Source organism: Roseibium sp., from assembly GCF_025698965.1.
Lineage (GTDB): Bacteria > Pseudomonadota > Alphaproteobacteria > Rhizobiales > Stappiaceae > Roseibium.
Window position 1 is genome coordinate 1 of sequence record NZ_JAILWL010000059.1, and the last position, 19,504, is coordinate 19,504.

Sequence of the window (19,504 nt, forward strand, 5' to 3'; positions counted from 1 at the left end):
TAATCGGGACGTTGTCATTTTCCGCCAAAGCCATCAGTACAATGTATTGGGTGTAAGTGAGGCCGTGAGCTTCCAGCAGCGGACGGTAGTAATGATCGATTACATTGGACGCTGAATAGAGCGCGAAACACAGCTGTGAATCCAGCGTTATGTCTGTCGGATGAGTCGCATCAGTTAATTCTGACAAGCGTTTGTCCCTTGTTTTAGCGCCTTTGTGCGAACTTCTGTGTAACACTTGATTGTCTTTACACAAAATGTTAGTTCACTAATAATTAGTACACAAATAAAAAATGAAAGGAACTGCGCAATGTGGAAAGCAGGCTCACTGGTCCTTCTCATGATGATGACATCAACTGTCTCGCCCGCTCAAGATGCTGCCGACAATGCAGAAAAGGCTATTGCTGCGTTTGAAGATGTATTTGGCGTAACGCAGGGAAAACGCCGTAACCACACAAAGGGATATTGCATCGAGGGCGAGTTCCGGCCGGTGGATGCAACGATACGCAATTATTCCACAAGTTCGCTTTTCACCGGCAAGTCCAGCGTGGTCGCACGGGTTTCGCACAAAGGTGGGAACAACGCGGCAGCCGACGACAAGTTTGGCCATTTTGGTCTGGCAATGGAAATCACGACGGCTGACGGTGATCTTCACATTTTTAATATGAACACCGAGCACTTCTTCCCGGTCCCGTCGCCGGAAGCCTTTACCGAATTGATGCGCGCGAAAGCCACCGGCAAGGATGCAGTTGCCGCCTTCGTCGCAAAGAGCCCGGAATTGCGCGCCCATAAGAAGTATCACGCAGAGATCGACAAAACCCTGCGTCCCTACGAAGGTGCCACCTACAACAGCATCAACAGCTTCTATCTGATCGACAAGACGGGGCAGAAGTCAGCCATCCGTTTCTCCTTCGTCCCGGCTGGGGAACACAAGATAGTCCTTGAGCCGCGCCAGGATTTTTTCCTCCAGAACATCCAGGCAAATCTGCAGGCAGGCGAAGTGGCCTGGAACATGATTGTCACGATCGCCAATCCCGATGATCCGGTAAACAATCCAGCTGCCCTGTGGACCGGTGAGCACCACCAGATCACCGCAGCCAAGTTTGTCGTGATGTCAGCCACAACCGAGGCCGATGGCCAATGTGATGCGATCAATTACGACCCATTGGTCCTGAGCGACGGATTTGCCCCCTCTGAAGATCGGATGCTGGAGGCACGCTCGCTGATTTATGCGATCGGTGTCGGCAAGCGTCTGTCCGAGAAGGATTGATGTGAGAGACCCCAAAGTTAAGACCGCTTGCCCGAACTGCCGGCAAGCGACCAGCAATAGAAACACTCTTCTGGAGATATCGAAGTGACCCAGGCTGAAAAACTGATAGATGCACTCAACGGTACGTTCGGACGACACAAGGGTTACCGGGCGTCGCACGCAAAGGGATTTGCGGCAACCGGCCGATTTCTACCGGCAAGTCCCCGGGCCGCGGTTGAAATTCCATTGTTGCGATCGGAACAACCGGTTTTTGCCAGGTTCTCGGTCGGCGGCGGCAAACCTGCAATCAGCGACAAGAGCCCGACCGTGCGAGGTGTCGGGTTAACGATCGGAAGCGAGGTTGAGATTTGGTCGATGGCGCTGATTTCGGCCCCGGTCTTTTTTGCCAACTCCGGTCAGCAGTTGAGGGAGTTTCTTGCAGCACGTGTGCCTGATCCCGAAATCGGTGGCCCAAATCCGGAAAAAGTGAAGGCTTTCAACGCAGCCAACCCGAACACGGTACCGCATCAGGAGTATCTCAAGGCAACAGCGCCATGCCGATGCTACTCGACTGAGAACTATCATTCCGGGCACGCTTACGGATTTACGCTCGGCACGCCCCCTGTCGACGCCCGGCTTTTGTTGGAGCCCGAGGCGGGACGCACCGGATTGACGGATGAAGAGCTGGCCGACGTTCCGGACGACTATCTTCACAGTGCCATGCTGGCAACATTATCGGATGGTCCAGCTCGCTGGATACTGAAGTTGTTAGTAGCAAATACAAAGGACGAACTTCTTGATCCCACCGTTCCCTGGGTTGGGAAACACCGGGAAGTTTCCCTGGGCACGGTCGAAATCAAGGAATTGGATGCCGGCAACATTCATCAGGCACGAGTGTTCGACCCGGCATGCATTCCAGCTGGTGTCGATGCTCCGAAAGACGAAGTGTTCCCGCTTCGCAGCGCTGCATATGCGGTGTCGAAATCAAGACGTTCAGAGCAGCGGTCCTGAAATCAGGTTCAGAAACCTGCCACAGATATCGTTATCGCTGAGGTGGTCGTTTCCGTCAGAGACATTAAGGGCTCTCGCAAACACGCCAAATTTTAAGAATAGTCGCTCAGGTCTTCCGGGGCATGAAGCAAAGTGCCTTTATGTTTCGGAAGATCGTCGTCCATTTGCAGCCATGGAAGCTTGTTTTCATAATTCACGTGGAATGACGGCCTGAAATCCTGAGGGCGCTCCATGGAAGCGGCATAGAGATGCATGCCCCCTTTGTAATGATCTGCCTCAAAGCCGATTGGTGATCCGCAGTCCTTGCAAAAATGCCTGAATACACCCATTGAACTTTCAAATGTTCTTGGTGCTTCACCAGTCCACCTGAAGTTCCTTAGCGGCACGCCCAACCAGGCAGCAACCGGTGCTGCGCAGTTTCGACGGCAGTCGTCGCAATGACAATAACAGGCCCAGGTCACATCACCTTCGTATTCCCAGCGTGTCTTTTTGCAAAGGCAATGGCCACACGTCGTCATGTGTCTCTCCGGTTATCCAGTCAATTTGCCGAAACGCAAGCCCGGGTGTCGGCTCCCATGTTGAATGGTTGACATGTCTTGAATTCGAAGGCGAACCTGAGTTGGACTGCGCGCATCCCAAATGCGACACCGACCGTTTCGGCAGCATTGGCAGATTGCCGGGAACCCACGTGAGCCAACTCGACCGCTGTTCAGTCGACTGATAACGTTCTCCTGAATGATCAGGTTCTCGCGAACCGTATGTACCAGAACAGGCGGATAATCAATGTCGTTTCGAAGAGGCGGTGCCGTCTTTGTTGGAGTGGATATCGGCACCAGCTCTGTCAAGGCAGTGATGGCCGACGAGAGGGGCGTGCGACTGGCAAATTATGCCAGTAGCTATGGAACAAATCGCAGTGTGGCAGGAGCCGCGGAGCAATTCCCGGCTGACTGGATAAGGCATGTTGAGAAGGCTCTGAAGCTGTTTGCCGATCACGCGCGTGCCGGCGACATTGTTGCAATCGGGATCACATCGCAGGTCAACACCCATGTATTCTGCGATCAAGCCGGGATGCCCCTTTGCCCGGCTGTGACTTGGCAAGATACGCGACCGGCAAAGGCGGCGGCTCGATTGGAAGCTCTCATCGATGTCGAGACGAAGATCCGTGCGCTCGGCGCGCCAATCCCCATTGATGCAAGCCATGCCCTTGCGCGCATGGCATGGATGGCTGAAGAACATCCTGAAACATGGGCTGCGACAAGACACGTCATGCTGCCGAAAGACTATGTCATCGCCCAATTGACGGGTGATTTAAGCGCAGATCCCATTTCAGCCGTAGGCCTGGTAGGCGAAAACTTTGACTATGCGAACGATGTGCTCGACCTTGTTCCACGTGCCGTGGAGCTGTTGCCCAGGCTTGCTGACCCTCTAGAGATCGCCGGGACTGTTCGTGACGGTTGGCCGTTCGAAGGTATTCCTGTCGCTGTTGGGACCATGGACGCCTGGGCAAGTATGTTCGGCCTTGGTGTCGTTTCTGAAGGGCAGGGCATGTACCTGTCGGGAACCAGCGAAGTCCTTGGGCTGATTTCGCGCACGCGCACCGGAAAAGAAGGAGTTATCGTTTTTCCCGAGTGGAGAGGCATAACGCTTCATGCAGGCCCAACCCAGTCCGGCGGTGCGACGCTTGAGTGGCTGTCGCGATTATTGGGAAAGGACGTTGCCTCTTTGAGCGCCGAGGCGACAGCAACCAAGGTTACGGCGAAAAGCCCTCTTTTTCTGCCGCATCTGAGCGGCGAAAGAGCGCCTCTTTGGGATGCTGCCTCCCGAGGTGCATTTTCTGGCCTGACCGGCGCAACCGGCCCGGAAGCATTCGTGATTGCCGCCATGGAAGGGGTTGCGTTCTCCGCTCGGCTGGCGCTGGAAGCTGTCGAGGCAAGCGGAGCGCGGTCTCTCGCTTCGGTCCGACACGGAGGTGGAGGGGCAATGTCCGACACATGGTGCCAAATTCGTGCCAATGCGCTGGGCAAAACGATGGAGCGTGTCAGTGGTCACGAGCCTGGCGCGACGGGCGCATTGGTCATCGCGGGTGTTGCTTGCGGGGCCATCGAAAATCTCGAGGCAGCGGCACAGTCGCTCGTGTCGGTGGAACGGGAGTTTCTTCCCGGCAAGGCCGATGTCGAGGTGGCGAATGAACGCTTTGAAGCGTTTCAGACGTTGTATCGTTCGCTGAAACCTCTGAACGACTAGCACTTCTCCAAAAGTTTCCCGGATTTCCATTGCTCTTCGATGGTTTGAGCCAGGCACAAAATTTGGTCTTGCGCAATACATAAGTGTGTGCTTATGTATTGCGATGATCGAGAATGATATCTTCAAAGCCCTGGCCGACCCGACCCGTCGTGCAATATTTGAAAAGCTGGCCAACGGTCGCCTGAACGCTAGTGCTTTGCGGGACGGGATGGATATCAGTCAACCAGCCATGTCGCAGCATCTTGCCGTATTGTGCCAAGCGCACTTGGTGCGCCAGGAACGGCAGGGCCGCTTTGTCAACTACGAGGTCGACCCTGACGGCCTGGCTCATATTGCCGGTTGGTTGGCGAAGTATCGGGCGTACTGGCCTGCCCGGATTGATGCGCTGAAGACACTTTTGAAGGACATGGATCAATGAAAGACATGGATGTCGAGGCGGAAACCACTGATCTGGTGTTTGAATACGAGCTTGAGGCTTCGCCCGAGAAGGTCTGGAGGGCAATTGTTATTCCCGAATTCCGGGAGAGGTGGCTGCCTGAGCGAGACCTGGCGAATGCCGAGCCGGTTTTCGCTGAGCCAGGCAACGAGATCCATTTCAGACTGCGTGAAGACGTGCCTCCCTTCCTCGAAAGTATCGTGGAATTTCAACTTATGCCCGGTTCGGGAGGGGGGACGATCCTGAAGATCACCCATGGCATTGTCGACACCCAGCTCTCCTTGCCGATGCGCAATGCGGCGAACAGCAACGAACCCACGATGATGCTTGCGGCCTGAGCCTCAGCTTAAACTTCAGAACCAGTGAATTGAGATCACAGGAGGTCGCCTATGCGCGAAGCGATGCAACTCGTCCCGATGGTCGTGGAACAATCCAGCCGCGGCGAACGGTCTTTCGACATCTATTCCCGTCTCCTGCGCGAGAGGATCATCTTCCTGAACGGCGAGGTCAACGATGCGGTATCTGCGCTCGTCTGTGCACAGCTGTTGTTTCTCGAGGCGGATAGTCCCGGTAAACCGATTCAGCTCTATATCAATTCACCCGGCGGCATGGTTACCAGCGGCTTTGCCATGTACGATACCATGCGCTACATCCGGGCGCCCGTTCATACGCTGTGCATGGGTACGGCGCGATCTATGGGGTCTTTCCTGCTGATGGCAGGTGAACCTGGCGAGCGTGCCGTGTTGCCCAATGCCAATATCCTGATCCATCAGCCGTCAGGCGGTTTCCAGGGGCAGGCCTCGGACATGCAAATCCACGCCGAGGAAATCCTGCGGACCAAGCAACGCATGACGCGGCTTTACGCCGAGCATTGCAATCGCACCTATGAAGAGTTCGAGGCTGCCATGGATCGGGACCGTTTCATGACGCCTGAAGAAGCCATGGAATGGGGCTTGATCGACCGGATCCTTACTGAGCGCGAGATTTCTGACGACGTGTGATGGCTATTGTCGGCCAATCATCGAACGACTGTCCTGAACGGCATGAGGTCGAAGCCGTTCAACCTCCTCTCTATACGGAGTGGCGCCTTCGGGAAGTTTGGGAACGATGACGGCATCTTCATATCTTAGCTGTTTGACCAGGACAGGAACAAGTCTTCGAAACGCAGCCAGAATTGACGGTTCAGGCGGCGGAACGTCGTGCTTTATCAATTCATGAAGTTTCGGAAGGTGGTAGTAGGGAACCATCGTGAACAGGTGATGTTCCAGATGGTAGTTCATGTTGAGATAGATGAACCGGCTGATCGGATTCATGAGGACCGTTCGGGTATTGAGCCGATGGTCCGTCACGTTTTCCGCAAGACCCAGATGCTGCAACAGACCCGTCAACACGTGATGCCAGGCTCCAAACAGCCGTGGCAGCCCGATGACCATCAGCGGCAGGATTGAGCCCAGCCAGAAGCAGAGCGTAATCGTCATCAGGTAGATCAAGAGCCAGATGCGGGCAACCAGGAAAACCTTGCTCTGGTCACCTTCCTTCACATACTCGCGTTCATCCGGGTGCAGGCGTCCGCTGACATGCAGGAACATGCGTCCGAGCAGCTGTCTGGTGTCGGCGATGCCAAACAAGTTGAGCGCGATCCTGAAAAGATCCGGAGGACGCATTGCCACGATTTCGGGATCTCTCCCGACAATAATCGTGTCGGTGTGATGCCGGACATGGCTGGCGCGCCAAACGACAGGGTTGCGCATCAGCATGAAACTGGCGATTTGATAGACCGCGGCGTTCATCCAGGCGGTTTTAAAGGCGGTTTTATGCCCACATTCATGCCAACGGGAATCCGACGCAGACCCATAGAGCACGCCATAAACGAGCCAGAAGGGGGCCGACCACCAGGACGGCCAGAGCCAAATCGCGATACCGCAGGACAAGACCATCAGTCCGAGCCACAGCAGCGTGTCGCGCAGGGCTATTGCATCCGACTTCTCGCGAAGTTTCAGGATTTCCTTGGGGTCAATTCTGGGGCGATACCAGGTGGGATTGGCAATGCCATCCCTGACAGCCAACCTGGCAGCTTCACCATTGAGCGAATAATCCCGGGTCATGGAGAAACGCTAATTCAAGTCGTGGCAGACGTCCACTTAAGGCTTGAGCGAGAAAAATTTGCAAACCAGATATTCGAAAAACATTCGAGAAGCTCCATTTTTTGCAGGCGGTGCTGTTCTTGGTTAAGTTCAAAAAATCAGATGGTTACCGTATCCCTTCGCCAGTTTGAAAGCCTTTTCCATGCCTGACGTTCCAATTCGTGTCTTCCTCAGCTCCCTCGTTGCCGTGCGCAAGGTGGGGGCGGACTATGAGGTGCTGCTGCTGAAGAGGACGCAGTCGCTGGCAGGAGAGTGGTGTCAGGTTGCCGGAAGCATCGAAGACGGGGAAACGGCCTGGCAGGCTGCTCTGCGCGAGTTGGAGGAGGAAACCGGTTTGACACCCATCTCCTTATATTCCGCCGATACGTGCGAGCAGTTCTACGAGGCTGCCCGGGACGCCATAACGATGGCGCCGGTCTTTGTAGCCTATATCGACCCCGGCCATGCGGTGCACCTGAACCATGAACACAGCGAATATCGCTGGGTCAGCTTTGACGATGCCGTCGAGATGGTCGCGTTTGGCGGTCAGAGACGGGTCCTTCGGTGGGTTGAGGATGAGTTCGTCAACCGCGAGCCCAGCAAACATCTTTTGATAGATGTGAAAAAGACCGCAGTGACCTGACGCTTCATTCATCCTCACGAAGAGGGAGGATGCCCTTCAGACTGCTCCGCATCATCGCAGATTTCGTACCAGGACGGTTTTTCGCTGACGAATTCATGAAACTGGTTCTTGAGGCCGAACTCGGTATCGAGCGCGTTGGCAGCAATCGGGAAACTGTCTTCCTCGGAGAGGATTTCTCCAAGCGATGATCCGCAGATCTTGCAAAAGCATCTGCCATACTTGTAAGGGGGCGTCGGCTGGTAGAGTGCGACCTGTTCCTTCCCCTGCACCCAGTTCAACTGCTCCTTTTTGACAAAGACGATAGTGCTCGCCCCGGCCTTGCGGCACCTGGAGCAATGACAGGTGCCCATCATGGACGGTTCGGAAATCAGTTCGAATTTCACCGCCCCACAGCAACAGCTTCCCTTGATCACCGGACTTGTCCTCCTTGAACGAATGAAAAGAGGTGAGAACAATACGTGAACATGTATATCAAGGCAATCTCAAAGTCGGATTGGTGGTTTACAAATTCAGACCGAATCCCGGATTTGATGAAGTTGATCACAAGTGCGGTTCAGGCCCTTCTAAGCTGCCGATCCGCTATGATCATTGCGGCACCAGATTACCAGCCCGTTCGCGTCAAACACTAGGGAAAGCCTGAAGAATGAAGCAGAGGAGTTCAGGCAACACCCCACCAGCGAAGGGTCTGTTCACAGTGATGCCGGATCGCGTCCGCCGCACCATCACCATCACCGCGTTCCAGTGCCTCTATGACGGCAAGATGCTCTTCCATTGCCGAAACGATCCGGACCTGAAGGAACGGGCGCGCATTTTGGATAATGGCGATACGCATGCGATTGGCACTATAGGCTGCCTCCAGCTGTGAGTTGCCCAGACCACCGGCCAGAAAGTCGTGTAGGGACAAGTCGACTTCAATGGCTTGGGGCGGCAGATCATTGCCGGAGCTGGCTTGAGCGTTCTCCCGCATGGTCTGGTGCCTGTCTCTCAAAGCCTCGAGACCGGATAACGCGCCGTTGGATACACGCCGCCGTGCCCCTTCCTGATCCAGAACCATCCGGAAATCCAGACAGTCCCGGATGGTTTCCGGGCGCGCCTCCATAACCTTTATGCCGCGTTTGGGCAGCGTATCCAGCAGCCCCAGCGAGCTGGCCTGTTTTACGGCCTCACGGACAGCGGCGAGGGGAAATTCAAGAATTTCAACAAGTTGAGACATTGATAGAAACTGTCCATCTCGCAGCTTGCCGCTCCGCAACGCAGTCCACAGCGCTTCCTGTGCTTGATCTGCCTGAAGCTGAACGTCCTGCGTTTTGTTCATTCCCGTCTCTCCTTTTCCCGTATTTCCTGCAGATGCCTTAAGGTGTTATCTGAAATTCTTTATAGTCTTTCATCTAGTATAGCGCCTAACATGTTACCTACAAGTTCAAAAGACATGTTGTTGGCGGCAGGCTCAACTGCCGCACGCATATTGGGCTTGAGGGAGGAATAAATGACCGCAACAGATGAAATTCACGTTACCCAGGAGGGCACGCTGGACCCTGAGGGAAACACGCTTAATCCCGTTGGGCCCAACGAAAAGACCTGGGGCTGGTTTGCCATTTTCAATATCTGGGCAAACGATGTGCAATCGCTTTTCGGCTATTCGCTGGTAGCGTCGCTGTTCATTTCGTATGGCGTCGGAGGTTGGACGGCGTTTGCAGCGCTGATCACCGCCGGATTGTTCGTCATGTGGATGGTGAACCTGTCGGGAGCCGCCGGAGAAAAATACGGCATACCATATCCGGTTCTGGCACGCGCAAGTCTTGGAACAGAAGGGGCGAAGCTGCCCGCAGTGCTGCGCGCGACGGTGGCAGTGTTTTGGTACGGGGTTCAGGTTTACTTCGCGTCGACAGCCTTGGCACTGCTGATCCGTTCGCTCACCGGAGCCGGTGGCGGTACGGAAATTCTTGGATTGACAGGAATTGAGTGGTTTTCATTCGTTGTCGTCTGGGGCTTTCACATAGTGATCTTCTGGCGTGGCATGAGCTGGGTCGAGACGTTCCTGAATATCGCGGGCCCCTTCGTCTATGTTGTAATGATCGGTCTTGTCATCGTGCTCTGGCAGCGTTCGGACGGGCAGCTCCTTGAAGCCACGGCGACGATTTTTGCAAATCCTGAAGGTACGTTTTGGACTGAATTCACGGGCTTTGTTGCCATTGTCGGCACGATGGTCGCCTACTTCGCGGCCGTCATGATCAACTTCAGCGACTTTTCACGCTATGCCAGGGACAAGCAGACCATGGTCCTGGGCAACCTCGCCGGCCTGCCGTTCAACATGATCCTGTTTTCGGCTCTGGCGCTTCTGACCACCGGTGGGGCTGCGGTCGTCTTCGGTGAGGAAATCATAAATCCGACAGAGATTGTCGAGCGCACGGACAGCGTGCTTCTGGGAATAATTGCGGCAATCACCTTCTTTGCCGCAACGGTCGGCATCAATCTCGTGGCGAACTTCATTCCCGCCGTGAACGGCATTGCCAATCTTGCACCTGAGAAAATCAGCTTCCGCAAGGCAGGTCTCATCACGTCTGTCTTCGCCCTGGTCATCGGTGGCTTCTGGAACAGCTTTATCAGCCAGTTCGGCATCAGTGGCTTCGTCAACACGCTCGGCGCAACGCTTGCTCCGATCTTCGGGATCATGATTGTCGACTACTATTTCCACCGGAAGGAGCAGTTGAACAAGGATGATCTCTACAACATGGATGGTGGCATCTACTACTACGACAATGGCTGGAACGGCGCTGCCGTAAAGGCTTTCGGGTTGGCAGCAATTTTCTCGGTTGCGACCGTCTGGGTTCCCTGGTTCGCGTTCCTGTCGGGCTACAACTGGGTGGTCGGCGCTCTTCTCGGTGGCGTAATCTACAACGTGCTTGCTAAGGGGCGCGTCAAAGTCTGAAGGCAGTCCCGAGAAACTTGCCGGTGAAGTTTCGGCTTCACCGGCTTTTTCGTGGGCTGAATACGCCCGGACTATTCCTGTACCGCGCTCCTGAAGGCAACTGCCAGCGCTGTAATGGCGTCGCGCGGCCGGCCGTCCCTGATCCTGGTGTGAAGGACAATCGGAAGAGAAGGCAATTCGGGGAGCCCGAGTTTCGGACCGACATCAACCGCACCGAATGGCAGCATCCGCCGCGCCAGAGCCGAAACGCCGAGACCGGCCATAACCGCGGCGGAAACCGCAGTAACGCCGCCTCCGACAAATACCTCCTTCCAGGGAATTCCGGCCTTGTCGAGAAGGCTGCCGGACAGAATGCGCACGCCGCAGGGCTCTGGCATTGTCGCGATCGGAAGCGGTTCATTTGCGCGATGTTGCCAACTCTGTGCGGCGAACCAGCTGAACTTCTCCTCGACTATGTGCTCTCCATCGCTTCGCCCGTCGTGAAGGCGCACGATTACCGTGCCCAGTTCATGGCGGTCGAAACTTTTAAGGAGATCGCCGGAAGAGGCGATCCGGATTTCTATGAGAAGCTCGGGGTCTTGCGCATTCATGCGGGCGATCAGCATCGGCAGTTCAGGCCCGGCAACGTGATCGCTGATGCCAATGGTCACGCGTTGCCGGGAACCGGTTAAGGCGGAAAGCGCACGATCGTGCTTTTGCAACAGTTCGCGGGCGTGTTCGAGAAATGTTGCTCCTTGGGCAGAAAGCTGAACGTAGCGAGGTGTGCGCTCAACGAGCTTGCAGCCAAGCCGTTCCTCGAGCCGTTTCAGTTTCAGGCTGACCGTGGATTGCGTTGAATGTGTCGCCTCGGCTGCGCGTGTGAAACTGCCCAGTTCAGCAATTCGAACGAAAGTCCGGACCGCATCCAGGTCAAGGGTACGCTCAATCATTTAGTTTCTCAATTTCTGATATAGCTATTCATTGTATATTAAAATGTTGCGGCGGCATCTAGTTTAAAATCGGAAAAACTGGAAAGGAGTCCCAGATGCCACTCGTCCATGTCTCACTGCGCACCGGAAAATCAGAAGCTTACAGGCAGGCCATCCTCGATGGCGTTTACCAGGCGATGCACTTGGAATTCGACGTACCCGAAGATGATCAGTTCATGACGATAACAGAGCATGATGCCGTGAATTTCCGCTATAGCGCGTCTTATCTTGATATTGCGCGGAGCGACGATCTTGTCTTTATCCGGATCACCGCCAACAACACGCGCCGGTCGGACCAGAAAAAGGCGCTGTATCGCAAGATCGCGGAATTGCTGAGCAAAGATCCCGGCATTCGTTCAGAGGATGTATTTGTCAATCTCGTCGAGGTAGAGAAGGAAAACTGGTCGCTTGGTCTTGGTGTCGCCCAATACGCCTGAAGTGACCCAGGCCTTTCTCCTCCGCCTCGGAAATTGAACCGGTGATGGGTTTGATGGTTTGCCGCATAGGCTGGCAGCTATGACAATTCAAGGCATCACCGGGTCGACCGTCCTATTCACGGATTGAGTACAATCACCTTGGTCTGGCCACCATTGCAGGTGTAGCAGCAACTTGAGCACCGATTCCGGTTCTCATGGCCGACACCCCAATAAAGATTGGTTCTATTGCGCACCCAGGCGCCATAGCAGATGGACTCGCCGGACCTGCAGGAAATACTGATTGTCTTGGTTGAGAAATCGTCAAGCACATAGATTTTGTTGTTTCCTGGCCAGACATGCCCCCGGCGGTCGTCGGAATAGAGTTCCACGTCGACTATATTGGGATGCTTGCTTTGAAATCGCCACTTCAGCGTCTCCGCAGAGGCTGTCGTAGAAGCCGTGGCGAGATAAAGTATTGAAAGCGCCAGAAGTCCGGCGCGCGTCAGACATTTGAACATATTAATGGTTCCCCCCGATGGATTTGGTCTGTGCTTTGTCCTTTGACCATTGATCCATCAGGCGGAAGTATGCGGCCTAACGCTACGATAACGCAAGGGAATGCCTGTTCAGCTTTCCTTTCCACCTGCGGTATCCTGAAGCCAATCGCGGAATGCGGCGACCGGCCGGGTCAGCGTGCGGGCAGGAGAACGGACGAACCAATAGCCGGTCTCCAGCTCGACGACTTTCCAATCCGGCGCGATCAAGTGACCGGCTTCGAGTTCCTGGGCGATGAAACGGCGGTCGATCACGATCGCCCCCATGCCGGCAATGGCTGCCTGGATGGCAAGGTCGCGGCTTTGCAGAACCATGCCTGAATTGGTGTCGGGATGGTCCAGGCCGGCATCCTCCAGCCACTGGGTCCAGTCATTGCGTCGCGATGCGCTGTGCAGCAGTTTCAGGTTGGAAAGTTGCGAAGGAGCCGCCGGATCTTCGTCGCTCAGAAGGTTTGGGGCAAGGGCTACTGCGAGATGTTCCTTCCACAGCAGATGGCTTTCGACACTCGGCCAGTTGCCTGTACCGAGCCGGATCGCGCAATCGTAGTTTTCCCGGTCCAGATCCACCATGCGGGTGGACGCGGACAGAAGAAGTTCCACATCGGGCTGCGCTGACTGAAATTCAGGCAGGCGGGGGATCAGCCAGCGCGTGGCAAAGGTCGACACCGTGCTGATGCGCAATTCAGTGCGCCCCCGGCGCTTGAAACTGTCGACGGCTTCCTCGATCCGGTCAAAGGCGTCTCCAAGGCTGAGAGCCAGTCGTTGCCCTTCCTCCGTCAGCGTCAGCCCGCGACCGTCGCGATTGACCAGAGTTGCACCGAGCTCACTTTCCAGTTTGCGCATCAAATGGGACAGGGCGGAGGGTGAGACACCGAGCTTCTCCGCGGCAAGCGCGGCGCGGCCATGACGGGCAAGCAGGGAGAAGGCGTGGAGCGCGCGAAGGGACGCCATGACGAAATTTCCGTTATTGAGATTTACTCAATTTAGCTGACTAATTAACCCGGCGCCAGTCTCGACGGAATTCAGCTCAGGGCACCGAGAACTGCTTTCAGGAAACCGGTCAGATCTTCCGTCACGAAATCCACATGCGGGTAAGGATCTCCCTCAAGGTCCCAACTTTCCTGAAAGACTTCCCTGGATCCCTTGGGAATGATGAGTGTCGTGCGCATGCCCAGGTGATGGGGAACCTTCAGGTTCTTCGGCAGGTCCTCGAACATGGCTGAGCGCGCGGGAGAAATGCCTGTCCATTCAACGAACTTGTCATAGGTTTCCCGGCTGGGCTTGGGGATCAGGTCAGCCGACACGATATCGAAGATATCCTCGAAATGCTCCGAGATCCCAAGTGCTGCTGCCGTGCGTTCGGCGTGAGGCCGGTCTCCATTGGTGAAGATGAATTTTCGCCCCGGAAGCGCCTCGATTGCAGTGGCCAGTTCCGGATTGGCTGCCAGACCCGAATAATCGATGTCATGCACGAAGGCGAGATAGTCGTCCGGATCGATCTTGTGCGTGGTCATAAGACCGCGCAGGGTTGTCCCGTATTCGTGATACAGCGCTTTTTGATGCGCCATTGCATCGGCACGGTTGAGGTCGAGAATTTTCTGGACGTAAAGCGAAATCTGTTCGTCGATCTGGGAGAACAGGTCGGCATCGTGCGGATAGAGCGTGTTGTCGAGGTCGAATACCCATGCTTCGACGCCTTTGAAAACCCTCAAATCCTGGCGATGTATATGCGGGCCCTCAAGGGGCAGGGGGCGTTTACCTGTCACGGGCGGATCAGGGTCCCCGCACCGCCATCTGTGAAGAGTTCCAGAAGAACAGCATGCGGTACCTTGCCGTTCAGGATGACAACGCCTTCAACGCCGCGGTCCAGGGCTTCGATGCAGGTTTCGACCTTGGGGATCATACCGCCTGATATCGTGCCGTCGGCGATTAGGTCTCGCGCCTTGGCGACCGTGAGCTGTTTGATGAGGTTGCCTTCCTTGTCAAGTACGCCCGGAACATCGGTCAGGAACAACAGACGCTTGGCATTCAGCGATCCGGCGATGGCTCCGGCAGCGGTGTCGGCATTGATGTTGTAGGTCTCGCCGTCTTCGCCATGAGCGACAGGGGCAACAACCGGAATGATGGCTTCCTTGAGGACCAGTTTGACCACAGTCGGATCGACCGTTGCCGGTTCGCCGACAAAACCGAGATCAACGACACTTTCAATGTTGCTGTCCGGGTCGACGACAGTGCGCTTCAGCTTGCGGGCAGTGACGAGATTGCCGTCCTTACCGCAGAGTCCGACCGCACGGCCGCCCTCGGCATTGATCATCTGCACGATCTCTTTGTTGATCGAGCCCGCCAGCACCATTTCGACCACTTCGACGGTGGCCTTGTCGGTGACCCGCAAACCACCCTTGAACTCACTGACGATGTTAAGGCGTTGCAGCATCTTGCCGATCTGAGGACCGCCGCCATGAACCACCACCGGATTGACACCGGATTGGCGCAACAGCGTGATATCCCGCGCGAAGGCTTGGCCAAGTTCAGCATCTCCCATGGCATGCCCGCCATATTTGACCACTACGGTCTTGTCGTCATAGCGCTGCATGTAGGGCAGGGCATGCGCAATAATGTGGGCTCGGCTGGTCATTTCAGGCGTGGTCATCGAGATTTGGTACTCAACAGGTCAATTGGGCGCTTGGCGAAAGATCTTTGCTATAGCCGGTTTGGCGGGTCTTCACAATCAGTCTGCTGTCACGGATTACTGATTGGCGAGCAGGCACAATTCCGCCCTGAGTTCGTCAACTCCCCGGTTGTTTTCGGACGAGGTCGCGATGATGATCGGGTGAGCGGCAACGCGCTTGGCAAGCAGGGCTTCGGTCTCTGTGATCAACCGCTCGAGCGCCGGTGGCTTGATCTTGTCCGACTTGGTCAGAACCACCTGGTAGACCACCGCTGCCTTGTCCAGCAGATCCATCGCCTCCAGATCGTTTTTCTTGATGCCGTGCCGGCTGTCGATCAGAAGGATCACACGGCGCAGGTTCGGTCTGCCACGCAAATAGGAAAAGACCAGCTCGGTCCAGGCTTCGACCAGTTCCTTGGGTGCCTGTGCGTAGCCGTATCCCGGCATGTCCACAATCGTCAGCGGGGTATCTGGCGCAATGAAGAAGTTCAGCATTTGCGTCCGGCCCGGTGTGGAGGACGTCCGCGCAAGGCCCTTTCGTCCCGTCAGGGCATTGATCAGGCTGGACTTACCCACATTGGACCGGCCCGCAAAGGCGATCTCGGTGTCGGCCGCCTCGGGTAGATTGATCATATCGGTGACGCTGGTCAGAAAGTCCCATTGGCGGGCAAACATGAGCCGCCCGGCCTCCAGGTCTTCCTGCGTATAAGTTTGTTCTTCGCTCATATGGGCCTTCTAGCTTGCCTTTGCCTCGGCGTCGAGCCTGCGGTCGTCCTCAAGGCAGGCCCGTTCAAGTGCATCGAGGTCAGCGCTCCGGATCGCGCTGAGGTTCTGCGTGATTTTTTCGACCGGCCAGTGCCACCAGGCGATTTCAAGAAGCCGGTCGATTACCTCCTCCGGAAATCGCAGCCGGACAATTCTGCCGGGATTGCCGACGACGACGGCAAAAGGCGGAACGTCCGATGCGACAACGGAGTGAGCGCCGATGATCGCGCCCGAACAGATTGTGACACCAGGCATGACCGTTGCGTTGGTGCCGAACCAGACATCATGCTCGACGATTGTGTCGCCGCGCAGATGATCGAAGATCGTTGCCGGATCGAACCCGTCCCGCCAGGCGTCTGAAAAGATGTTGAAAGGGTAGGTGGAAAACCCGGTCATGGCGTGGTTTGCACCGTTCATGATGAAGGTTGTTCCCGTCGCCAGAGCGCAGAACCTGCCGATCCTGAGCCGGTCGCCAACAAAATCGAAGTGATAGCGCACGTTGCGGGTTTCAAAGTCGGAGGCGTGGTTTTCGTCGTGGTAATAGGTGTAGTCGCCGACTTCGATGTTCGGCCGGCTGATCACGTTTTTCAGAAAAACCGTATGAGATTCGCCGTTGAAGGGATGAAGTGTGTCAGGGGACGGGCCGTGCATGGGACCTCCAGAAAGCAAGTAAACAAGGGAAGAAAAAATGCGTTCGGGAACGCGGTCGACCTGCCGGTGAGCGACTTCGCCTTGCGGTGTAGGTCTTGCTTTAGTGGGTCATTGAACCAGCCACTCCTTCAGTTTCGATTGCCTCAGGTTGTCGCGAGGCACCAATAGGTCTCAAATGAAAAGGCCCCGCCGATTGGCGAGGCCTTGGTGTTTAGCAGGTCTTCCCGGACTTGTCAGCCCTTGTCGTCGGCTGCCGGTTTCTTTCGCTTGAACATGGATCCGAGATTGGCCCAGAGCTCCACCTTGGCGCCTTGACGACGCATGATCACATACTGCTGCGTCACGGAAAGGGTGTTGTTCCAGGCCCAGTAGATCACGAGACCGGCCGGGAACGACGCCAGCATGAAGGTGAAGACCACAGGCATCCAGGTAAAGATCATCTGCTGAGTCGGGTCCGGCGGGGCCGGGTTCATTTTCATCTGGATGAACATGGTAATACCCATGATCAGTGGCCAGACGCCCAGCATCAGCATCTGAGGCGGATCCCACGGGATCAGGCCGAACAGGTTGAAGATGGTCGTCGGGTCCGGCGCGGACAGATCCTGGATCCAGCCGAAGAACGGTGCGTGGCGCATTTCGATGGTGACGAACAGCACCTTGTAGAGCGAGAAGAACACCGGAATCTGGATCAGGATCGGCAGACAGCCGGCCAGCGGATTGATCTTTTCCTTCTTGTAAAGCTCCATCAGCGCCTGTTGCTGTTTCTGCCGGTCGTCGGAGTATTTTTCTCTGATTTCCGTCATTTGCGGCTGCACGAGCTTCATCTTGCTCATGGAAACGTAGGACTTGTTGGCAAGCGGGAAGAAGATCAACTTGACCAGGACCGTCACTGCCAGGATGGCGACGCCGAAATTGCCGATCAGATGGAAGAACCAGTCAATGACGAAGAACATCGGCTTGGTCAGGAAGTAGAACCAGCCCCAATCGATCATGAGTTCGAACTGCTTGATCCCAAGGGTTTCCTCATAGGAATCGATCAGATTCGTTTCCTTGGCGCCGGCAAACAGATAAGAGCTGGTTTCACCCGTCTGGCCTGCAGCGACGGTCACGCCGTTGCCGAGGTAGTCGGTCTGGAAATTGCCGGTTGTTGTGGAGTGGCTGAAGCTGGGTTGAAACTCCTGACCAGGAACCGGGATCAGCGTTGAGGCCCAGTACTTGTCGGTGATGCCGAGCCAGCCCTGATCCACCTTGGCGGGACGGATGGTGCCTTCTTCTTCCAGGTCGGAATAGTCGACTTCCTGGAGGCCATCTTCACCGAATACGCCAAGCAGGCCTTCATGAAGAATGAAGAACCCGGTTGTTTCCGGTGTGCCCTGACGGGCAATCAGGCCATAAGGGTAAAGTGTCACCGCATCCGCGGTCGCATTTTCAACGGTCTGGGCGACAGTGAACATGTAGTTCTCGTCAACCGAATAAGTCCGCTTGAACGTCAGGCCACCGCCGTTGTCCCACGATAGTGTCAGGGGCGTCGTCGGGGTCAGCGTGGCTTCACCCTCGATCGACCAGACCGTATCGGGGCCCGGAAGGGCAATATCTGCGCCCGGATCGGCAACCCAGCCATAGTCGGAATAGTAAGGCGCCGGGCTGCCTTTCGGCGAGAACAGCACGATGGTCGGGCTGCTCTTGTCGACGGTCTCGTGGTAGTCCTTCAGGCGAAGGTCGTCGAGGCGGCCTCCCGACAGATTGACCGAACCTTCCAGGCGCGGTGTATCGATTGCAACGCGTTTGGAAGCGGCGAGCGCCTGATCACGGCTTGCAAAGGTAGGCTGGCCGCCTGCCGACTGGGCCGGTGCGGTTGCATCCGTTCCCGGTGACACGGAAGGCTGTGGAGCATCCGGATTGGCACCTCCGGTGGTTGCCTGCAGACCCGCATTTGCTTCCTGTTGCGCGTCAAGAGCTGCCTGTTGGCGCTCCAGTTGCGGTTGGGCCACAAAATACTGCCAGCCAATCAGAACGACCAGGGACAGAACGATTGCCAGAATCGTGTTTCGGTTTTCAGAAATCAACTGGAGTTACCCCTGTTTCCTGCGCGATGCCATCTGAGTTTGCCGGTTTCCACGGCGCGGCTTGCTTCGTCCGCGCGGCGTCTCCGGGTCCAACACTTGCGTCAGGCCAGACTTAAGGTCTGTGACAAGTTTTTGAAAGGGAAGAGTGAGCGCGCTGTCGCGTGCGACCAGCACAAAATCCGCTTTTTGCGGAATATCGTCGGTTGTCAATTCGGCCACTGCCGCCCGAAGCCGGCGTTTGATGCGGCTGCGCATGACGGAATTTCCGGTTTTTTTGGTGACGGTATAGCCCACACGCGGTGCGTCTTCCGTGTCGCGCTTGATGCCCTGAACGACAAAAGCGCGCCGACCCAATCGGCCGCCTTTGGCGACCGCCAGGAATTCGGAGCGCTTTTTAAGAGTGTCCATGGTGGCGGTTTGCTTTTGGCAGACGCCGCCAACCCGGCGCACTGCGGGCTGATCGCCGATTAGGCGCTGAGGCTCTTGCGGCCTTTTGCACGACGACGAGCAAGCACCTGGCGACCGTTTTTGGTGGCCATACGTGCGCGGAAGCCGTGGCGGCGCTTGCGGACAAGACGGCTCGGTTGATACGTACGCTTCATTGTTCTTCCCCGCGCGGTTTCTTGCGCGGCCCTTGTTCATTTTTAAATTCTTTGGAGGAAGCACCCGAAGCGCTGAAAGCGCACAGCTTAAATCAGCCTGGGTCCGAATGCATGTCCCGGTCGAGCGCGCTTATAAGCGTCATGCAGCTTCAAGTCAACGTTTGCCACCCAAGAATCTGAGT

The 19,504-nt window shown here is 55.9% G+C and carries 23 protein-coding genes and 1 pseudogene; 9 read left to right on the forward strand and 15 right to left on the reverse strand.

Features of this window, described 5'->3' with window-relative positions; all coding sequences use genetic code 11:
• A pseudogene (locus K5905_RS07005) lies at nt 1–187 on the reverse strand (MarR family transcriptional regulator); the annotation flags it as partial.
• Nucleotides 188–307: 120 nt separating this feature from the next.
• Between K5905_RS07005 and K5905_RS07010 the strand changes: the two are divergent.
• Together K5905_RS07010 and K5905_RS07015 are read left to right on the forward strand one after the other, a co-directional pair.
• Nucleotides 308–1,267, forward strand: a complete 960-nt coding sequence (locus K5905_RS07010; protein WP_297581850.1) for a catalase — start codon at nt 308–310, stop codon at nt 1,265–1,267.
• Nucleotides 1,268–1,351: 84 nt separating this feature from the next.
• Nucleotides 1,352–2,257 carry a catalase gene (locus K5905_RS07015; RefSeq protein ID WP_297581852.1) on the forward strand — a complete coding sequence of 302 codons (906 nt, stop codon included), beginning with the start codon at nt 1,352–1,354 and terminating at the stop codon, nt 2,255–2,257.
• 92 nt (nt 2,258–2,349) lie between these two features.
• Here K5905_RS07015 and K5905_RS07020 read toward each other — a convergent pair whose 3' ends face one another.
• Nucleotides 2,350–2,775: a GFA family protein gene (locus K5905_RS07020; RefSeq protein ID WP_297581854.1), complete on the reverse strand. Its 426-nt coding sequence runs from the start codon at nt 2,773–2,775 to the stop codon at nt 2,350–2,352.
• Nucleotides 2,776–3,040: 265 nt separating this feature from the next.
• Here K5905_RS07020 and K5905_RS07025 point away from each other — a divergent pair, with 265 nt between their 5' ends.
• The 4 genes from K5905_RS07025 to K5905_RS07040 all read left to right on the forward strand — a co-directional run bounded on the left by K5905_RS07025 (nt 3,041) and on the right by K5905_RS07040 (nt 5,938).
• Nucleotides 3,041–4,501, forward strand: a complete 1,461-nt coding sequence (locus tag K5905_RS07025; RefSeq protein WP_297581856.1) for an FGGY family carbohydrate kinase — start codon at nt 3,041–3,043, stop codon at nt 4,499–4,501.
• 103 nt (nt 4,502–4,604) lie between these two features.
• Entirely contained in the window at nt 4,605–4,919 is a 315-nt protein-coding gene (locus K5905_RS07030) for a helix-turn-helix transcriptional regulator (RefSeq protein WP_297581859.1), read from the forward strand.
• On the forward strand, nt 4,916–5,275 hold the full coding sequence (locus tag K5905_RS07035; RefSeq protein WP_297581862.1) for a polyketide cyclase: 360 nt from the start codon (nt 4,916–4,918) through the stop codon (nt 5,273–5,275). The genes K5905_RS07030 and K5905_RS07035 overlap by 4 nt, the downstream gene beginning before the upstream one ends.
• A 51-nt stretch (nt 5,276–5,326) precedes the next feature.
• Nucleotides 5,327–5,938: an ATP-dependent Clp protease proteolytic subunit gene (locus K5905_RS07040; protein WP_297581865.1), complete on the forward strand. Its 612-nt coding sequence runs from the start codon at nt 5,327–5,329 to the stop codon at nt 5,936–5,938.
• Between the two features lie 3 nt (nt 5,939–5,941).
• On the opposite strand, the gene K5905_RS07045 is transcribed toward K5905_RS07040, so the two are convergent.
• Entirely contained in the window at nt 5,942–7,042 is a 1,101-nt protein-coding gene (locus tag K5905_RS07045) for a fatty acid desaturase family protein (RefSeq protein WP_297581868.1), read from the reverse strand.
• 181 nt (nt 7,043–7,223) lie between these two features.
• Between K5905_RS07045 and K5905_RS07050 the strand changes: the two genes are divergently transcribed.
• Nucleotides 7,224–7,703, forward strand: coding sequence for an NUDIX domain-containing protein (locus K5905_RS07050; RefSeq protein WP_297581870.1), 480 nt, complete (start codon nt 7,224–7,226; stop codon nt 7,701–7,703).
• A 14-nt stretch (nt 7,704–7,717) separates the two neighbouring features.
• Here the strand turns inward: K5905_RS07050 and K5905_RS07055 are convergent, their stop codons facing one another.
• Together K5905_RS07055 and K5905_RS07060 are read right to left on the reverse strand one after the other, a co-directional pair.
• The gene (locus tag K5905_RS07055; protein WP_297581871.1) at nt 7,718–8,116 is read right to left on the reverse strand and encodes a GFA family protein; all 399 of its coding nucleotides are present in this window, start codon (nt 8,114–8,116) and stop codon (nt 7,718–7,720) included.
• Nucleotides 8,117–8,361: 245 nt separating this feature from the next.
• Nucleotides 8,362–9,018, reverse strand: coding sequence for a GntR family transcriptional regulator (locus K5905_RS07060; protein ID WP_297581872.1), 657 nt, complete (start codon nt 9,016–9,018; stop codon nt 8,362–8,364).
• A gap of 171 nt (nt 9,019–9,189) precedes the next feature.
• Here K5905_RS07060 and K5905_RS07065 point away from each other — a divergent pair, with 171 nt between their 5' ends.
• Nucleotides 9,190–10,632, forward strand: a complete 1,443-nt coding sequence (locus K5905_RS07065; RefSeq protein WP_297581873.1) for an NCS1 family nucleobase:cation symporter-1 — start codon at nt 9,190–9,192, stop codon at nt 10,630–10,632.
• Between the two features lie 71 nt (nt 10,633–10,703).
• Here K5905_RS07065 and K5905_RS07070 read toward each other — a convergent pair whose 3' ends face one another.
• Nucleotides 10,704–11,561: a LysR family transcriptional regulator gene (locus tag K5905_RS07070; RefSeq protein ID WP_297581875.1), complete on the reverse strand. Its 858-nt coding sequence runs from the start codon at nt 11,559–11,561 to the stop codon at nt 10,704–10,706.
• Between the two features lie 95 nt (nt 11,562–11,656).
• On the opposite strand from K5905_RS07070, the gene K5905_RS07075 reads away from it, so the two are divergent.
• Nucleotides 11,657–12,037, forward strand: coding sequence for a tautomerase family protein (locus tag K5905_RS07075; RefSeq protein ID WP_297581878.1), 381 nt, complete (start codon nt 11,657–11,659; stop codon nt 12,035–12,037).
• 116 nt (nt 12,038–12,153) lie between these two features.
• On the opposite strand, the gene K5905_RS07080 is transcribed toward K5905_RS07075, so the two are convergent.
• The 9 genes from K5905_RS07080 to rpmH all read right to left on the reverse strand — a co-directional run bounded on the left by K5905_RS07080 (nt 12,154) and on the right by rpmH (nt 19,322).
• On the reverse strand, nt 12,154–12,534 hold the full coding sequence (locus K5905_RS07080; RefSeq protein WP_297581881.1) for a hypothetical protein: 381 nt from the start codon (nt 12,532–12,534) through the stop codon (nt 12,154–12,156).
• A 108-nt stretch (nt 12,535–12,642) separates the two neighbouring features.
• Nucleotides 12,643–13,521: a LysR substrate-binding domain-containing protein gene (locus K5905_RS07085; RefSeq protein ID WP_297581884.1), complete on the reverse strand. Its 879-nt coding sequence runs from the start codon at nt 13,519–13,521 to the stop codon at nt 12,643–12,645.
• A 71-nt stretch (nt 13,522–13,592) separates the two neighbouring features.
• Nucleotides 13,593–14,336, reverse strand: coding sequence for a pyrimidine 5'-nucleotidase (locus K5905_RS07090; RefSeq protein WP_297581887.1), 744 nt, complete (start codon nt 14,334–14,336; stop codon nt 13,593–13,595).
• Nucleotides 14,333–15,220: an acetylglutamate kinase gene (gene argB / locus K5905_RS07095; protein WP_297581891.1), complete on the reverse strand. Its 888-nt coding sequence runs from the start codon at nt 15,218–15,220 to the stop codon at nt 14,333–14,335. The genes K5905_RS07090 and argB overlap by 4 nt, the downstream gene beginning before the upstream one ends.
• Before the next feature lie 96 nt (nt 15,221–15,316).
• The gene (gene yihA / locus K5905_RS07100) at nt 15,317–15,964 is read right to left on the reverse strand and encodes a ribosome biogenesis GTP-binding protein YihA/YsxC (RefSeq protein WP_297581894.1); all 648 of its coding nucleotides are present in this window, start codon (nt 15,962–15,964) and stop codon (nt 15,317–15,319) included.
• Between the two features lie 9 nt (nt 15,965–15,973).
• Nucleotides 15,974–16,654 carry a CatB-related O-acetyltransferase gene (locus K5905_RS07105; RefSeq protein ID WP_297581896.1) on the reverse strand — a complete coding sequence of 227 codons (681 nt, stop codon included), beginning with the start codon at nt 16,652–16,654 and terminating at the stop codon, nt 15,974–15,976.
• 233 nt (nt 16,655–16,887) lie between these two features.
• Entirely contained in the window at nt 16,888–18,720 is a 1,833-nt protein-coding gene (gene yidC, locus K5905_RS07110) for a membrane protein insertase YidC (protein ID WP_297581898.1), read from the reverse strand.
• A 6-nt stretch (nt 18,721–18,726) separates the two neighbouring features.
• Nucleotides 18,727–19,128: a ribonuclease P protein component gene (gene rnpA, locus K5905_RS07115; protein ID WP_297581900.1), complete on the reverse strand. Its 402-nt coding sequence runs from the start codon at nt 19,126–19,128 to the stop codon at nt 18,727–18,729.
• Nucleotides 19,129–19,187: 59 nt separating this feature from the next.
• Nucleotides 19,188–19,322: a 50S ribosomal protein L34 gene (gene rpmH / locus K5905_RS07120; RefSeq protein WP_006934271.1), complete on the reverse strand. Its 135-nt coding sequence runs from the start codon at nt 19,320–19,322 to the stop codon at nt 19,188–19,190.
• Between the last annotated feature and the right edge of the window lie 182 nt (nt 19,323–19,504).

What these genes read in the sequence shown, in the direction of transcription:
- K5905_RS07020 (WP_297581854.1), bottom strand. Translation starts at nt 2,775, where the DNA reads ATGACGACGTGTGGCCATTGCCTTTGCAAAAAGACACGCTGGGAATAC.
- K5905_RS07050 (WP_297581870.1), top strand. Translation starts at nt 7,224, where the DNA reads ATGCCTGACGTTCCAATTCGTGTCTTCCTCAGCTCCCTCGTTGCCGTG.
- rpmH (WP_006934271.1), bottom strand. Translation starts at nt 19,322, where the DNA reads ATGAAGCGTACGTATCAACCGAGCCGTCTTGTCCGCAAGCGCCGCCAC.
- K5905_RS07030 (WP_297581859.1), top strand. Translation starts at nt 4,605, where the DNA reads ATGATCGAGAATGATATCTTCAAAGCCCTGGCCGACCCGACCCGTCGT.
- yihA (WP_297581894.1), bottom strand. Translation starts at nt 15,964, where the DNA reads ATGAGCGAAGAACAAACTTATACGCAGGAAGACCTGGAGGCCGGGCGG.
- rnpA (WP_297581900.1), bottom strand. Translation starts at nt 19,128, where the DNA reads ATGGACACTCTTAAAAAGCGCTCCGAATTCCTGGCGGTCGCCAAAGGC.
- K5905_RS07070 (WP_297581875.1), bottom strand. Translation starts at nt 11,561, where the DNA reads ATGATTGAGCGTACCCTTGACCTGGATGCGGTCCGGACTTTCGTTCGA.
- K5905_RS07025 (WP_297581856.1), top strand. Translation starts at nt 3,041, where the DNA reads ATGTCGTTTCGAAGAGGCGGTGCCGTCTTTGTTGGAGTGGATATCGGC.
- K5905_RS07085 (WP_297581884.1), bottom strand. Translation starts at nt 13,521, where the DNA reads ATGGCGTCCCTTCGCGCGCTCCACGCCTTCTCCCTGCTTGCCCGTCAT.
- K5905_RS07065 (WP_297581873.1), top strand. Translation starts at nt 9,190, where the DNA reads ATGACCGCAACAGATGAAATTCACGTTACCCAGGAGGGCACGCTGGAC.
- K5905_RS07045 (WP_297581868.1), bottom strand. Translation starts at nt 7,042, where the DNA reads ATGACCCGGGATTATTCGCTCAATGGTGAAGCTGCCAGGTTGGCTGTC.
- K5905_RS07075 (WP_297581878.1), top strand. Translation starts at nt 11,657, where the DNA reads ATGCCACTCGTCCATGTCTCACTGCGCACCGGAAAATCAGAAGCTTAC.
- K5905_RS07080 (WP_297581881.1), bottom strand. Translation starts at nt 12,534, where the DNA reads ATGTTCAAATGTCTGACGCGCGCCGGACTTCTGGCGCTTTCAATACTT.
- K5905_RS07060 (WP_297581872.1), bottom strand. Translation starts at nt 9,018, where the DNA reads ATGAACAAAACGCAGGACGTTCAGCTTCAGGCAGATCAAGCACAGGAA.
- K5905_RS07105 (WP_297581896.1), bottom strand. Translation starts at nt 16,654, where the DNA reads ATGCACGGCCCGTCCCCTGACACACTTCATCCCTTCAACGGCGAATCT.
- K5905_RS07010 (WP_297581850.1), top strand. Translation starts at nt 308, where the DNA reads ATGTGGAAAGCAGGCTCACTGGTCCTTCTCATGATGATGACATCAACT.
- argB (WP_297581891.1), bottom strand. Translation starts at nt 15,220, where the DNA reads ATGACCACGCCTGAAATGACCAGCCGAGCCCACATTATTGCGCATGCC.
- K5905_RS07040 (WP_297581865.1), top strand. Translation starts at nt 5,327, where the DNA reads ATGCGCGAAGCGATGCAACTCGTCCCGATGGTCGTGGAACAATCCAGC.
- K5905_RS07035 (WP_297581862.1), top strand. Translation starts at nt 4,916, where the DNA reads ATGAAAGACATGGATGTCGAGGCGGAAACCACTGATCTGGTGTTTGAA.